The sequence below is a fragment of the Streptomyces sp. NPDC127100 genome, assembly GCF_042724095.1.
Taxonomy (GTDB): Bacteria; Actinomycetota; Actinomycetes; order Streptomycetales; family Streptomycetaceae; genus Streptomyces.
Map to the genome: position 1 here is coordinate 1 of NZ_JBHXFL010000035.1, position 13,318 is coordinate 13,318.

The window sequence follows — 13,318 nt, forward strand, 5'->3', positions numbered from 1 at the left end:
ACGCTGTACGCTCTCTCCGCGGCCCATCGCGGTGCCCGGCGGCCTCAGTCGATGCGGTAGCTGTCGCCGTACACCCGCCACCGCAGCGGCGGATCGAGGTCGAGGTTGCCCTCGCGCAGGAAGACCCGCTGCGCCGTGTCGACCCGGCTGGTGTCGCTGTGCGCCGCCTCCTGCCTCATCGCCCGCACCCGCGCGTCGAGGAAGGCGTGCAGATAGGCCACCTCGTCGCCGCCGAGGGCCGGGGTCCTGGCATGGCGCATCGCCCGTTCACGGATCGCGGGGAAGCCGGCCGGGTCGTCGCCGCCGCCGTGCATCACCATCGCGTCGTAGTACGTGAACTGGCCGAGCGTTCCGAGACCGTCCCCGGTGGCCCGTCGGACGGCCGGGCCGAAGTACACGCGGTCGCGTTCGTCGTCCTGTGCCCGGCGGAACTCCCGGTCGCGGGCGGCACGGCGCCAGTCTTCCGGGAAGTCCGGGTCCAGCCCCTCGTGCGAGTCGGAACCGTCCACCGCGCGCAGCGCGGGCAGATGGCGCGCGAGCACGTTGCCGGGCCTGCGGTCGGTGTAGAGCTCCACCAGGCCGAGCATGTCGCCGGTGCCCGAGCAGAAACCGATGATGCCGCCGGTGTAGCCGCGGCCGTCACCGATGTCCTCGAGGTACGCGTACTGCGCCTTCCAGTCGAGCGAGGAGTTCTCGGCGCTCGACACCAGGCGCATGGCGATCTCCTTCTTCGCCGGGTCGGCCAGCCCCGCCGGACGCCCGGGCGCCGCGCGCGACGGCCGCAGGCCGGGGATCGCCGCCGCCGGTGACGCGGAGGTCAGGGCGGTCAGGGCGCGACGCAGGACGCCCCGGCGGCGCGCGGGATCGGGGGACGGGTGGTTCACGGATGCTCCTGGTCTCGGGCCGGCGGACGGCGCCGGTCCCGTCAGGGTATGGGCTGCTCCGCCCAGATGACCTTGCCGTCGGGCGTGTAGCGGGTGCCCCACCGCTCGGCGAGCTGTGCCACGAGGAACAGTCCCCGCCCGCCCTCGTCGGTCATGGCCGCGTAGCGCAGGTGCGGTGAGGTGCTGCTGCTGTCGAACACCTCGCAGATCAGGCTGCGGTCGCGCAGCACCCGTACGTGCACGGTCTCGCCGCCGTACCGGATCGCGTTGGTGACCAGCTCGCTCAGGATCAGCTCCGTCGTGAACGCCAGTTCGTCCAGCCCCCACTCCGCCAGCCGACGGGTGACCTGGGCACGCACCTCGCCCACGGCGGCCGGGTCGGACGGCACCGGCCACTCGGCGACCCGGTCCGGGCCCAGTACGCGGGTGCGGGCGACGAGCAGGGCGATGTCGTCGCCCGGCCGGTCCGGGAGCCGGGCGTCGAGGACGGTCCGGCAGGTGTCCTCCGGCGAGTCGCCGGCGGTCTCCAGGGCCCTGCGGAGCTGTTCGAGTCCGACGTCGATGTCGTGCTCCCGGTCCTCCACGAGCCCGTCGGTGTACAGCACGAGCCGGCTGCCCTCCGCCAGGCGCAGTTCGGCGGTCTCGAACGGCAGACCGCCCAGGCCCAGCGGGGGACCGGCGGGCACCTCGGGGAACTCCACGGTGCCGTCCGGCCGGATCAGCGCGGGCGGCGGGTGACCGGCCCGGGCGATCACACAGGTGCCGGCGACCGGGTCGTAGATCGCGTAGAGGCAGGTCGCGCCGGTGACGGGGGCACTGCCGTCCTCGGTGGTCTCGTCCTGGTCGATCCGGGCCACCAGCTCGTCCAGCAGGGTGAGCAGTTCGTCGGGCGGCAGGTCCAGCGCGGAGAAGTTGTGGACCGCGGTGCGCAGCCGGCCCATGGTGGCCGCGGCGAGCAGCCCGTGGCCGACGACGTCGCCCACCACGAGCGCGACCCGGGCCCCGGAGAGCGGCAGCACGTCGAACCAGTCCCCGCCCACCCCCGCCTGCGCGGGCAGGTAGCGGTGGGCGACGTCCAGGGCGTTCTGCTCCGGCATCCGGCGGGGCAGCAGGCTCCGCTGGAGTGTGACCGCCATGCCGTGCTCGCGCGTGTAGCGGCGCGCGTTGTCGATGGAGACGGCGGCGCGCGCGACCAGCTCCTCGGCGAGCGCCAGCTCGTCGTCGTCGAACGGCTCGGGCCGCCGGGAACGCCAGAAGCCGACCACCCCGAGCACGAGGGCGCCCGCGCGCAGCGGCACGGTGATCAGCGAGTGGATGCCGTACTCCAGTATCCGGGCGGCCTGCTCGACGTCCTGCGCCTGCCAGCCCGCGGCCCGGCCGAGGTCCGGCTCCAGGACGGGCCGGCCGGTGTCCAGGGTCCGGCCCTGCGGGGAGGAGGCCACGAAGCGGATCTGCCGGCCCACCGGGTAGAGCGGCGCCTTCGCGTCCACGCCGCTGAGCGCGGTGCGGCGCAGCGGGGTGACCGCCTCCGGCTGGCCGCCGCGGAGCACGGAGTCGAAGAGGTCCACGGTGACGTAGTCCGCGAACCGGGGCGCGGCGAGCTCCGCCAGTTCCTCGGCGGTCCGGGTGACGTCCAGGCTGGTGCCGATGCCCACCCCGGCGTCGTACAGCATCTCCAGCCGCTCCCGGGCGGTCTCGGCACGGCCGGACAGGGCCCGCAGCTCCGTGGAGTCGCGCAGGGTGGCGACGCTGCCGGGCGGTCCGCCCCGCTCGTCCGTGGGCCGCAGGTTGATCGCCAGCAGCCGGTCCTTGACCAGGTGGACCTCGTCCGTGGCGACCCGTCCGGAGTCCAGCAGCCGCGCCGTGTCGGCGGGCAGACCGAGGTCCAGGACATGCCGGCCCTCGGCGTCGGCGGGCAGGTCGAGCAGGCGGTGCGCCTCGTCGTTCGCGAGCAGCAGCCTGCCCTCCCCGCCGACGATCAGCACTCCCTCGCGGACGGAGTGCAGGACCGCGTCGTGGTGTTCGTACATCCGGGTCATCTCGCGCGGGCCCAGCCCGTGCGTCTGCCGCAGCAGGCGCCGGCTGACCAGTGCCGTGCCCGCGGTCGCCAGGGCGAGCCCGATGCCCGCGGTGAGCAGCACCAGCGGCAGCTGCCGGTCCACGGTCCCGCCCACGTTCTCCGTCGTGATGCCAGCCGAGACCAGGCCGACGACCTTGCCGTCCGGCTCCTCGACCGGCACCACGGCCTGGACCAGCCGGCCGATCGTGCCGTCGACCTCCTCGGTCACGGTCCGCCCCTTCAGGGCCGGCTCGATGTTCCCCACGAATTGTTTGCCGATGCGGTCGGGCACCGGATGCGTGTAGCGGATTCCCTCGGTGTTGAGGACGACGACGAAGTCCACGCCGGTCGCCTTGCGCGTCGCCTCGGCCCGCGGCTGGAGCACCGCCGTGGGATCGGGGCTGCGCAGTGCCGCGCGCGTGCCCGGGGCGTTCGCGAACGTCGCGGCCACGGCGACCGACCGGTTGCGGGCCTCCACCGTGCTGTCGTGCTGCACCTGGAGCACGAGCGAGACCGCCGCCGTCACGACGAGCAGCAGCACGATGACCACGTTCAGCACGAAGACCTGTCCGGCGACACTGCGCCCGGACAGCGCCGACCGCAGAGCCGCGACTCGTCCCCGCCGCCCCCCGGCCGCTGCCCGCCGTGACCGGTCCGCCTCCCGCTGCCGGGCGAGCGAACCGACGGGACGACGGGGTGACCGCTCTCCCGAGCGACCCATCAGTCGGACCATGTGCCCATGTCTACACTGCCGGGCCGCGTGAAGCGAGGGGCGTCCGCGGGGACGGCGGCCTCCCGGTGACCGTCCCCGCGGGCCCGGTACGCCCGTCCGGGTGGTGCGCGACCGGCGTCGATCCGCCGGCCCCTCCCGGGCCCGCGAGAGGCCGGGAGGGGCCGGGGCGCGGTGTCCGGACCCGGCCGCGGGGCTGTCAGGGCCGGGCGTAGGGCCGGGTCATGATCTCCATGTTGTGGCCGTCCGGATCGTCGAAGTAGGCGCCCCGGCCGCCGAACAGCCGGTTGATCCGGCCGGGTTCGGTGTGCGGGGGATCGGCGTAGTACGTGACGCCGACCGCCTCGAGGCGGGCGAGCATGCCGTCGAACCCCTCGTCGGGTACGAGGAACGCGTAGTGCTGCGGCTGGATCGGCTCGTCCCGCATCTCGTAGTAGTCGAGGGTGACGCCGTTGCCGAGGTCGACGGGCAGGAACGGGCCGAACGGAGCGCCGACCTCCAGTCCCAGGATCGCGGCGAGGAACTCGGCGGAAAGCCGCCGGTCGCGGGCGAGGACGGCGGTGTGGTCGAGCCGCACGGTCGTGGTCGGCGGTTCGGGGGAGCGCGGGTGCTGCCGGCTGTCGGGCATGGTTCGAAGATCTCCGGGTCTCGGGTCCGAGGGGGCGGCGCCCGGTGTGCGGGCACCTGGAACGTGGACGCGGAGACAGGGGCGGGCCGCGGGCCCGCGTGCTCATGCCGGGGCCGGGACCCTCTCTCGTGCGTGGCCCATGGCCGACCCGGCAGTCACCTGGCCGACGTTACCGCCCGTAGTGGGCCGGGGCAACGCCGTTTCCGGTGTTGCCCGGGCCCCGTGTTCCGTCCGGAATGGGCTGTGGGCAACGGAAGTTGGGGCAAAGGAAGGGGCAGAGCCGGTTCGGTGCGTATCGTGAAACAGCGCGGGCCTTCGCTTCCACTCCTCGGCCCCGGACCGGACGGTGAGGCTCTGTATGACTCCGGCGCACAGACGCGAGGCCGCCGACGCCCCTGCCACGGCCACCGTGGTGGAGTTCAGGGGCGGATCGGCGATGATCCCTGCCTCCCGGGACGTCGTCCAGGGTTTCGTCGCCCGCCTGCGCGAGGCCGGCGTGGACATGGCCGACACCTTCCTGGACTCCGCCCGCCTGGTGGCCAGCGAACTGGTGACGAACGCGCTCCGGCACGCGCCGGGCCCGTGCCGGCTGGTGCTGACGCTGGTGGAGGACGGGGTGGAGATCGCGGTGTCGGACTCGGGGGAGGGATTCCCCGCGTTCCTGCCCGGCGATCCCCTGCGGATCGGCCGGCACGGCCTGGAGATCGTGACGCGGCTGTGCGACGAGGTCGTCACCAGGCCGCACGCGACCGGCAAGACCGTCTCCGCGCGGCTGCCGCTGCGGTGACCGGGCCGAACCAGGGGGCCGGTCCTCAGGCGGCCAGGGCTTCCTCGACGGTGGGGTAGCAGGCGATCAGCGTGTCCACCCCGACGAGTTGCAGGACGCGCAGGACGGCCTGCTGCGGCGCGGCGAGCCGGAAGAACACGCCCCGGGACTCGGCGGCCTGGTGGGCGGAGATGAGCACGTTGATGCCGCTGGAGTCGAGGAAGGCGACCTCCGAGAAGTCGACCACCGTGCCTGGTGCCGTCTGCACACAGGACAGCAGGACGTCGAGGAGCTGACTGCTGCCGTCGAGATCCACTTCTCCGGCGAGGCTGACGACGCTGACGTCGCCGCCCGTGGTGGTACGGGTGATCAGCAGCCGCTCGGGTACTGCCGCTCCCTCGATGTCCGCCACGCTTTCCTCACCTCTCGCATATGCCCGGCCGTCGTTGGTGGGTCGATGTTAAGGCCCTTCGAAGCTTGTGTGGGCCACTTGTGCAGACCGGAAGGGGTCCGGAAAGGGCCGGGACGGCCTCGACGCGCGCGACGGCCGTCCTCTGACTACCGTCGAGATGTGGTGGATCACACATTCGAAGAGCTCGTGCAGAAGCGCCGCGCGGCGGACCAGGCACAGCACCGGGTCGAGGAGCTGCGCGACTCGTACGGGCCTCCTACGCAGCAGGAGTGGACCCGACGGCAGTCGTACATGTACGAGACCGCCGTGCGGGCATGGCGCGACCTGGACCGGGACGCGCAGACCGCGATGACTGAGTACGTCAAGGAGGAGGGGCAGTCCCGGCACAAGCTCGAGGCGAAGGTCCGCAAGGCCGTCCAGGACGGGTGACCCGGAGCTGACGCCCGCCCTCGGTCCCGGTCCCCGCCGCGCGCCCGCGCGGCCGGGGCCCGAGGGCCGGCTCAGCCCTGCCGGGACAGGGTCTCGCCGACGAGGTCGCGTACGGCGGCCAGCGCCGCGGCCCGGTCCGCGGGCACCAGCCCGATGCGGGTGCGCCGGTCGAGCAGGTCGGCCTCGTCGAGGGCCCCCTCGTGACGCAGGGCCCACACGAGTTCCGCCCCGGTGACGGGGTGGCCGGGCAGCACGCGCTCGCCGAGCCGGGGGTCCAGGCCGGCCAGGGCCCGCACGGCCGGCGCCTCCGTGCCGTAGCGCTGCACCAGGCGGCGCGGTGCCCGCAGCGCGGCGAGGACGTGCGGCGCCGCGGCGCCGACCAGTGGCAGGGCGTCGGTGGTGGAGGGCCCGGCGGCGAGGCGGCGGGCGGCGACGGCGGCGTCCACGGCGTCCTCGGCCATGCGCCGGTACGTGGTGAGCTTGCCGCCGACCACGGTGGTCACCCCCTCCGGCGAGGTGAGCACGGCGTGCCTGCGGGAGATGTCCGCGGTCCGGTCCCCGGCGCCGGGCCGGTCCGGCGGCGTGGTGTCCAGGAGGGGACGCAGGCCCGCGAAGGCGCCGACCACGTCCTCGCGGCGGACGGGCACGTCCAGGACCGAGCCGAGCACGTCGAGCAGGAAGCCGATGTCGGTCTCCGGCACCTCGGGGACGTCCGGCACCGGGCCGTCCACGGGCTCGTCGGTCAGCCCGACGTAGACCCGGCCGTCTCCCTGGGGGAGGACGAGGACGAAGCGGTTGGTCTCCCCGGGGACCGGGACGTGCAGTCCGGCGGGCAGCGGGCCGAGGTGCTCCGCGCGCAGCACCAGGTGGGTGCCGCGGGAGGGCCGGATCCGGATGCCGTCCACCAGGCCGCCGGCCCAGACCCCGGCGGCGTTGATCACCGCGCGGGCGCGGATCTCGCCCGTCTCGCCGGTGACCTCGTCGCGTATCAGGGCGCCGGACGAGGTGAGCTCGAGGGCCCGCACCCGGGTCAGGACGCGGGCGCCGTGCGCGGCGGCGGTGCGGGCCAGGGCGGTGACCAGCCGGGCGTCGTCGGTGAGCTGGCCGTCCCAGGACAGCAGGCCGCCGCGCAGCCCGGCGGGGCGCAGCGCCGGGGCGAGGTGGCGGGTCTCCACGGCGGACAGCCGGCGCGGCGCGGGAAGCGTGCTCCGGGCCGTGCGCGCGGCGAGGCGCAGCGTGTCGCCGGCCCGGAACCCCGCCCAGGCCAGCGTGGCCTGCGCGCGCGAGACCAGCGGCGTCAGCGGCAGTACGAACGGCTGGGCGCGCACCAGGTGCGGGGCGGTGCGCTCCATCAGCACCCCGCGCTCCACCGCGCTCTCGTGGGCGACGTCGAGCTGGGCGGAGGCGAGGTAGCGCAGTCCGCCGTGGATCAGCTTGGAGCTCCACCGGGAGGTGCCGAACGCCAGGTCGTGCGCGTCCACGGCGACGACGCCAAGACCCCGGGCGGCCGCGTCCAGGGCGGCGCCGGCGCCGGTCGCGCCGAGGCCGACGACCAGGACGTCGACGGCCGGACCGCCGACGGTGTCGGTCAGTTCCCGCGAGCGCCGCGCGGCGGACAGGGCGGCACCCGCGGCGGGGCTGCTGGTGGGGCTCATGGGGTGAGGGTCCTCTCGAGGATGGTCCGCAGCTCCGCGAGGAGGGCCGCGGCGGTCAGGTCGGGGTCGTCCTCGTCGGTCATGGTCCGCAGGGACAGGGCGAAGGACTGCACGACCAGCAGCACCGACCGCGCCTGCCGCTCGGGGGGCGCCACCCGTACCGAGCCGTCGGCGTGCCCCTCCCGCAACTGGGCGGCCAGCAGCTCCAGCAGGGCTTCCTGGCTGGCCCCGCGCCGGTCCAGGACGTAGGGCAGCAGCAGCTCGGGATCGACGTCGACGATCTTGCGGAAGAGCGGGTGGGCGCGGAACGCCTCCACTCCGGTCACCAGCCCCTCGACCACGCGGGGGCGGGTGGCGAGGCCGGGCCGGGACTCGGGGACGGCCCCCGTGGCGACGGCGATCCACTCGCGGGTCATCAGGTCGCCGACCAGGGACCGCACGTCGGGCCACCGCCGGTAGAGCGTCATCCGGGAGACACCGGCGCGGCGGGCCACATCGGTCATGGTCGTGCGGCGGACGCCGACGGCCAGGACGCAGTCGCGGACGGCGTCGAGCACCGTGTCGTTGTCCGAGGAGTTCGGCCGGCTCGAGCTGTTGTGACGGTTGGGCGTCATGTGTAACAGTGTAACGCCAGTGAGGCCGCGCGGGCGGCATCCCCCGAATCGACCGGTGAGGACGACAGGCAATGGACATGCTGTGGAACGGCTGGGGCGATCCGGCCCGGGCGACGCCGCTGCCCGACACCGTGACCGGGCTGCTGCGCGATCTGCTCGGTGTCGAGGAGAAGGACGCCGAGTCCGTCCGCCTGGAGGAGATCGAGCTCCCGGCCGCACTGGACGACCCGGCCCGCCGCGCCCTGCTCGCCGCCGTCGGCGACCGCGCCGACCGCGTGCGCACGGACGCCGAGGCCCGCGTCCGCCACACCCGCGGCAAGTCCACCCCCGACCTGCTGCGCATGCGCCGGGGCGACGTCCGCGACACCCCGGCCGCCGTCGTCCTGCCCGACGGCCACGACGAGGTGCTCGCGGTCATGCGGGCCTGCGCCGAACACGGCCTGGCGCTCGTCCCGTTCGGCGGCGGCACCTCCGTCGTCGGCGGCCTCGCCCCCGGCCGGCCGGGCCCCTTCGTCGCCCTCGACCTGCGGCACATGAACCGCCTGCTCGACCTCGACCCGGTCTCCCGCACCGCCACGCTGCAACCCGGCCTGCGCGCCCCCGAGGCCGAGGCCCTGCTCGCCGGGCACGGCTACACCCTCGGTCACTTCCCGCAGTCCTACGAGTGGGCCACCATCGGCGGTTTCGCCGCCACCCGTTCCAGCGGGCAGGCCTCCGCCGGGTACGGACGCTTCGACGACATGGTGCTGGGCCTGACCCTCGCCACCCCCGAGGGCACCCTTGACACGGGCCGCGCCCCCCGCTCGGCGGCCGGCCCCGACCTGCGCCAGCTCGTGCTGGGTTCGGAAGGCGCGTTCGGCGTCATCACCTCCGTGACCGTGCGCCTCCGGCCGGTGCCGGAGGTCCGCCGCTACGAGGGCTGGCGCTTCGCCTCCTTCGACGAGGGCGCCGCCGCCCTGCGCCGGCTCGCCCAGGACGGCCCGCGCCCGACGGTGCTGCGGCTGTCCGACGAGACCGAGACCCTGATCGGCCTGGCCCAGCCCGACGCCATCGGCGCCTCCCTCGCCGGAGGGAACGCCGGCTGCCTCGCGATCGTCGGCTTCGAGGGCACCGAACAGGACACCGCGCACCGCCGCGGGACGGCGGCCGCCGTACTCGCCGAGTGCGGCGGCACGTCCGCCGGCGGCGAACCGGGGGAACGGTGGGCGCACGGCCGGTACTCCGCGCCCTATCTGCGCGACTCACTGCTGGACGCCGGGGCGCTCGCCGAGACCCTGGAGACGGCGGCCTACTGGTCCCGGATCCCCGCGCTGTACACGGCCGTCCGCGACGCGCTCACCGCGACGCTCACCGAGGCCGGCACCCCTCCGCTGGTCATGTGCCACATCTCGCACGTGTACGAGAACGGCGCCTCCCTGTACTTCACCGTCGTCTCCGCCCAGGGGGACGACGCCGTGGCCCACTGGACCCGGGCCAAGCACGCCGCCAACGAGGCGATCCTCGACGCCGGCGGCACCATCACCCACCACCACGCGGTCGGCACCGACCACCGCGACTGGTACCTCCGGGAGGCGGGCCCACTCGGCATCGAGGCCCTGCGCGCCGTCAAGCGGCGCCTGGACCCGGCCGGGCTGCTCAACCCGGGCGTCCTCCTGCCCGGCGACTGACCCCCCGGCCGGCCACCCGTCGGTCCCGTGAGACAAGAGTCCGGCACCATCCGTCTGCCCGGAGGCACATCGATGCGACAGTTCACCGCCGTCGTCAACCCCACCGCGGGCGGCGCCACCTCGGCCGCCGCGCTGCTCGGGGTGGCCCGGCTGCTGCGGGAGGCGGGCGCCGGACTGGAGACCGAGTACAGCCGCAGCCTCGCGCACGCCCGGGACGTCGCCCGGCAGGCCGGGCGGCAGGGCCGGGTCGTGCTCGCCGTCGGCGGGGACGGGATGGCCGGCGGGATAGGCGGCGCCCTCAGCGGCACCGGCACCGTGCTGGGACTCGTCCCGGCGGGCCGCGGCAACGACTTCGCCCGCGCGCTGCGCCTGCCCGCCGAGCCCGAAGCCCTCGCCGAACTGCTGCTGCGCGGCGAGCCGCGCCCCGTCGACACCATCGAGGTCGCCTCCGCCGTCCACGACCGCACCGTCGTGCTCGGCAGCGTCTACGCGGGGGTCGACGCGCTCGCCAACCGTCATGCCAACCACGCGCGTCTGCTGCGCGGCACCGCCTCCTACTACGTGGGCGCGCTGCGCGCGATCACCACCTGGCGCCCGGCCCGCTACCGGGTCACCGTCGACGGACAGGAGCACGCCTTCACCGGCTACACCGTGGTCGCCGCCAACTCCGGCTACTACGGGTCCAACCGCCTCATCGCGCCCGCCGCCCGGGTGGACGACGGACTGCTGGAGGTCGTGATGATCCGGCACGCGCCGCGGCGGCTGTTCTTCGCCCTGATGAACGAACTCGCCTCCGGCGCCCACGTCCACCGGCCCCAGGTGCAGGTGCTGCGCGGGAAGGAGGTCCGCATCGAGGCCGACCGGGCCGTGCCCTACGGCGCCGACGGGGAGGTGGAGGCCGTCGTCCCTGTCACGGCGAGGGTGCTGCCCGGAGCGCTGCGTGTCCTGTGCTGAACACGCGCCGGGGCCGGCCGCCGACCTCGGCGACCGGCCCCGGGGGCCTCGCGGATCAGCCCCGCGGAGTGGTGAAGCGTTCCCACACCCGGTGCGATCCCAGCAGCCGCGTGACCCGCTCCAGCGCGGCGGTGCCCGAGTCGGCGACGACCACGCCCGCGGCGTCGGCGGGCACACCCGATGCCTCGAGGGCCGTCTCGCCGCCGGCCCAGACGCCGATCGCCTTGCCGTGCCGGAACGCCTCCGACACCAGCAGGCTCACCCGCGGGTCGATCGACCCCGGACCCGTGGGCGCCGGCGCCGCCTTGTAGTCCCGCGGCGTGTACGCGTCGCCGCCCATCGCGGGCGTGCCCGCCACCAGGACGGCGTCGAACTCCACCGACCGTGCGGTGACATAGCTGCGCTGGACGGTCACCGCCGCGTCGCCCGAGCCCAGGGTGCCGCCCGTCGGCGCCACCACGAGCGGCACCATGCCGGCGCTCAGCACCGCCTCCCGCACGGCCGTCACACCCTCCAGGTCGGCCCCGCTGGTCACGATGCCGACGACACGGCCCTCGGTCGGCCAGGTCCCGCCGACCTGGGACAGCGCCGGGCTGGGCTCGACGTCGGCCAGGGGCACGGTCGGCTCCGGAGCGGGCAGACCGAGGCCCTCGGCGACGCCCGCGCACAGCTCCGGGTCGATGTTGGCCAGCACCTGGAGCGTGCGCTCCCTGATGGCCTGCTCGTAGCACTTGCCGAGCTCGAAGGTGTAGGCGCCGATGATGTGCTCGCGCTCCACCGGGCTCATGCTCAGCCAGAACCGGCGCGGCTGGCTGAAGTGGTCCGCGAAGGACTCCGGCGCCTCCCGCACCTTCGACGCCTCCGGGATCCGGACCGGTGCCTCGATGTACGCGCTCATGTCCGCGCCGGCCGTGAACGGGCAACCGCCGTCCAGGGAGTTGGGGCGGTACGGCGCCACGCCCCGGTGCACCGCGGTCTGGTGCATGCCGTCGCGCAGCATGTCGTTGACCGGCGCCTGCGGCCGGTTGATCGGCAGCTGCGGGAAGTTGGGGCCGCCCAGGCGCGTGAGCTGCGTGTCCAGGTAGGAGAACAGGCGGCCGGCGAGCAGCGGGTCGTCGGTGACGTCGATGCCCGGCACCAGGTGACCGACGTGGAACGCGACCTGCTCCGTCTCGGCGAAGAAGTTGGACGGATTGCGGTTCAGGGTCAGCAGCCCGACCGGCTGCACCGGGGCGAGCTCCTCGGGCACGATGTTCGTCGGGTCCAGCAGGTCGATGCCCTCGAAGGTCTGCTCCGGGGTGTCGGGGAACGTCTGGATGCCCAGCTCCCACTGCGGGTACGCGCCCGCCTCGATGGCGTCGGCGAGGTCGCGGCGGTGGAAGTCCGGGTCGACGCCGTTGATGATCTGCGCCTCGTCCCACACCAGGGAGTGCACGCCCAGCTTGGGCTTCCAGTGGAACTTCACCAGCGTCGTGGCGCCCTCGGCGTTGACCAGCCGGAAGGTGTGGACGCCGAAGCCCTCCATCATCCGGTAGGAGCGCGGGATGCCGCGGTCGCCCATGAAGAAGATGGTGTGGTGGGTCGCCTCGGTGTGCAGCGAGACGAAGTCCCAGAAGGTGTCGTGGGCGCTCTGCGCCTGCGGGATCTCCCGGTCGGGGTGCGGCTTCGCGGCGTGCACGACGTCCGGGAACTTGATGGCGTCCTGGATGAAGAAGACCGGGATGTTGTTGCCGACGAGGTCGAAGACGCCCTCGCTGGTGTAGAACTTCGTCGCGAAACCCCGGGTGTCCCGCACGGTGTCCGCGGATCCGCGGGAGCCGACCACCGTGGAGAAGCGGGTGAACACCGGCGTCTCCACGTCCGCGGCGAGGAACCCCGCCTTCGTCACCGAGGCCGCCGTGCCGTAGCTCTGGAAGACCCCGTGCGCGCCCGCGCCCCGGGCGTGGACCACGCGCTCCGGGATGCGCTCGTGGTCGAAGTGCATGACCTTCTCGCGCAGGTGATGGTCCTGCAGCAGGACCGGCCCGCGCGGCCCCGCCTTCAGCGAGTGGTCGGTGTCGTACAGCCGTGTGCCCTGTGCGTTCGTCAGATAGCTCCCGGACTGGGCGACCCGGGCCTGGTCGGCACCGGTCGGCTGGCCGGTCGGCGACACGGTGGCCGGACCGCTCTGGTCCGGCTTGGGCGGCAGCGGCTCGCGGGGAGTGGTGGGTTCGGCGACCGGGGGCGACTCGGGGGCGGGCTTGCCGGGCACCCCGTCCGCCGGCCCGCCGCCCTCTCCCTGCAGGGCATCGGTGACCTTGTGGGCTACCCGCTTGAGGGGGTTGGCCTCGCTCATCAGCCTTTTCTCCGTTCTGGGCGGACCGCTGCACGCGGCCGGTCGTCCTCGAATACCGACTGCCGTGGTGGGCCGTGACCGCGTACCCAGCCACCCGGACTCAAGGCATGCGCGTTCGCGGCGGGACGAGCGGGCCCCGTTCGCGGGGACGACGGCCGCTCCGCGGACACGACGGGTGGACCGAG

11 protein-coding genes are annotated in these 13,318 nt (G+C 74.3%); 4 read left to right on the plus strand and 7 right to left on the minus strand.

Annotated elements, in window-relative coordinates; translation table 11 throughout:
- Window positions 1–44: 44 nt before the first annotated feature.
- The 3 genes from ACFWJB_RS26250 to ACFWJB_RS26260 all read right to left on the minus strand — a co-directional run bounded on the left by ACFWJB_RS26250 (window position 45) and on the right by ACFWJB_RS26260 (window position 4,301).
- Window positions 45–884, minus strand: a complete 840-nt coding sequence (locus ACFWJB_RS26250) for a chitosanase (RefSeq protein WP_386925219.1) — start codon at window positions 882–884, stop codon at window positions 45–47.
- A gap of 41 nt (window positions 885–925) precedes the next feature.
- On the minus strand, window positions 926–3,664 hold the full coding sequence (locus ACFWJB_RS26255; RefSeq protein ID WP_386925221.1) for a SpoIIE family protein phosphatase: 2,739 nt from the start codon (window positions 3,662–3,664) through the stop codon (window positions 926–928).
- Window positions 3,665–3,872: 208 nt separating this feature from the next.
- Window positions 3,873–4,301 (minus strand): VOC family protein, encoded by a 429-nt coding sequence (locus ACFWJB_RS26260; RefSeq protein ID WP_385470023.1) that lies wholly within the window; start codon window positions 4,299–4,301, stop codon window positions 3,873–3,875.
- A 358-nt stretch (window positions 4,302–4,659) separates the two neighbouring features.
- Here ACFWJB_RS26260 and ACFWJB_RS26265 point away from each other — a divergent pair, with 358 nt between their 5' ends.
- On the plus strand, window positions 4,660–5,088 hold the full coding sequence (locus tag ACFWJB_RS26265) for an ATP-binding protein (protein ID WP_386925223.1): 429 nt from the start codon (window positions 4,660–4,662) through the stop codon (window positions 5,086–5,088).
- Between the two features lie 25 nt (window positions 5,089–5,113).
- On the opposite strand, the gene ACFWJB_RS26270 is transcribed toward ACFWJB_RS26265, so the two are convergent.
- On the minus strand, window positions 5,114–5,479 hold the full coding sequence (locus tag ACFWJB_RS26270; RefSeq protein ID WP_385470027.1) for an STAS domain-containing protein: 366 nt from the start codon (window positions 5,477–5,479) through the stop codon (window positions 5,114–5,116).
- Between the two features lie 162 nt (window positions 5,480–5,641).
- Between ACFWJB_RS26270 and ACFWJB_RS26275 the strand changes: the two genes are divergently transcribed.
- The gene (locus tag ACFWJB_RS26275; RefSeq protein WP_385470058.1) at window positions 5,642–5,908 is read left to right on the plus strand and encodes a hypothetical protein; all 267 of its coding nucleotides are present in this window, start codon (window positions 5,642–5,644) and stop codon (window positions 5,906–5,908) included.
- A gap of 71 nt (window positions 5,909–5,979) precedes the next feature.
- Here ACFWJB_RS26275 and ACFWJB_RS26280 read toward each other — a convergent pair whose 3' ends face one another.
- A complete protein-coding gene (locus ACFWJB_RS26280) occupies window positions 5,980–7,563 on the minus strand; it encodes a glycerol-3-phosphate dehydrogenase/oxidase (protein WP_386925226.1) in 1,584 nt (527 codons plus the stop codon).
- The gene (locus tag ACFWJB_RS26285; protein ID WP_386925228.1) at window positions 7,560–8,177 is read right to left on the minus strand and encodes a TetR/AcrR family transcriptional regulator; all 618 of its coding nucleotides are present in this window, start codon (window positions 8,175–8,177) and stop codon (window positions 7,560–7,562) included. The genes ACFWJB_RS26280 and ACFWJB_RS26285 overlap by 4 nt, the downstream gene beginning before the upstream one ends.
- Window positions 8,178–8,248: 71 nt before the next feature.
- On the opposite strand from ACFWJB_RS26285, the gene ACFWJB_RS26290 reads away from it, so the two are divergent.
- A complete protein-coding gene (locus ACFWJB_RS26290) occupies window positions 8,249–9,844 on the plus strand; it encodes an FAD-binding oxidoreductase (RefSeq protein WP_386925230.1) in 1,596 nt (531 codons plus the stop codon).
- 72 nt (window positions 9,845–9,916) lie between these two features.
- Window positions 9,917–10,798 carry a YegS/Rv2252/BmrU family lipid kinase gene (locus ACFWJB_RS26295; protein WP_385470034.1) on the plus strand — a complete coding sequence of 294 codons (882 nt, stop codon included), beginning with the start codon at window positions 9,917–9,919 and terminating at the stop codon, window positions 10,796–10,798.
- Between the two features lie 55 nt (window positions 10,799–10,853).
- Here the strand turns inward: ACFWJB_RS26295 and ACFWJB_RS26300 are convergent, their stop codons facing one another.
- Entirely contained in the window at window positions 10,854–13,133 is a 2,280-nt protein-coding gene (locus ACFWJB_RS26300; protein ID WP_386925232.1) for a catalase, read from the minus strand.
- Window positions 13,134–13,318: the final 185 nt, after the last annotated feature.

Excerpts from the sequence above, each read along its gene's own strand:
- ACFWJB_RS26290 (WP_386925230.1), top strand. The coding sequence starts at position 8,249 with ATGGACATGCTGTGGAACGGCTGGGGCGATCCGGCCCGGGCGACGCCG.
- ACFWJB_RS26260 (WP_385470023.1), bottom strand. The coding sequence starts at position 4,301 with ATGCCCGACAGCCGGCAGCACCCGCGCTCCCCCGAACCGCCGACCACG.
- ACFWJB_RS26285 (WP_386925228.1), bottom strand. The coding sequence starts at position 8,177 with ATGACGCCCAACCGTCACAACAGCTCGAGCCGGCCGAACTCCTCGGAC.
- ACFWJB_RS26295 (WP_385470034.1), top strand. The coding sequence starts at position 9,917 with ATGCGACAGTTCACCGCCGTCGTCAACCCCACCGCGGGCGGCGCCACC.
- ACFWJB_RS26265 (WP_386925223.1), top strand. The coding sequence starts at position 4,660 with ATGACTCCGGCGCACAGACGCGAGGCCGCCGACGCCCCTGCCACGGCC.
- ACFWJB_RS26280 (WP_386925226.1), bottom strand. The coding sequence starts at position 7,563 with ATGAGCCCCACCAGCAGCCCCGCCGCGGGTGCCGCCCTGTCCGCCGCG.
- ACFWJB_RS26255 (WP_386925221.1), bottom strand. The coding sequence starts at position 3,664 with ATGGGTCGCTCGGGAGAGCGGTCACCCCGTCGTCCCGTCGGTTCGCTC.
- ACFWJB_RS26300 (WP_386925232.1), bottom strand. The coding sequence starts at position 13,133 with ATGAGCGAGGCCAACCCCCTCAAGCGGGTAGCCCACAAGGTCACCGAT.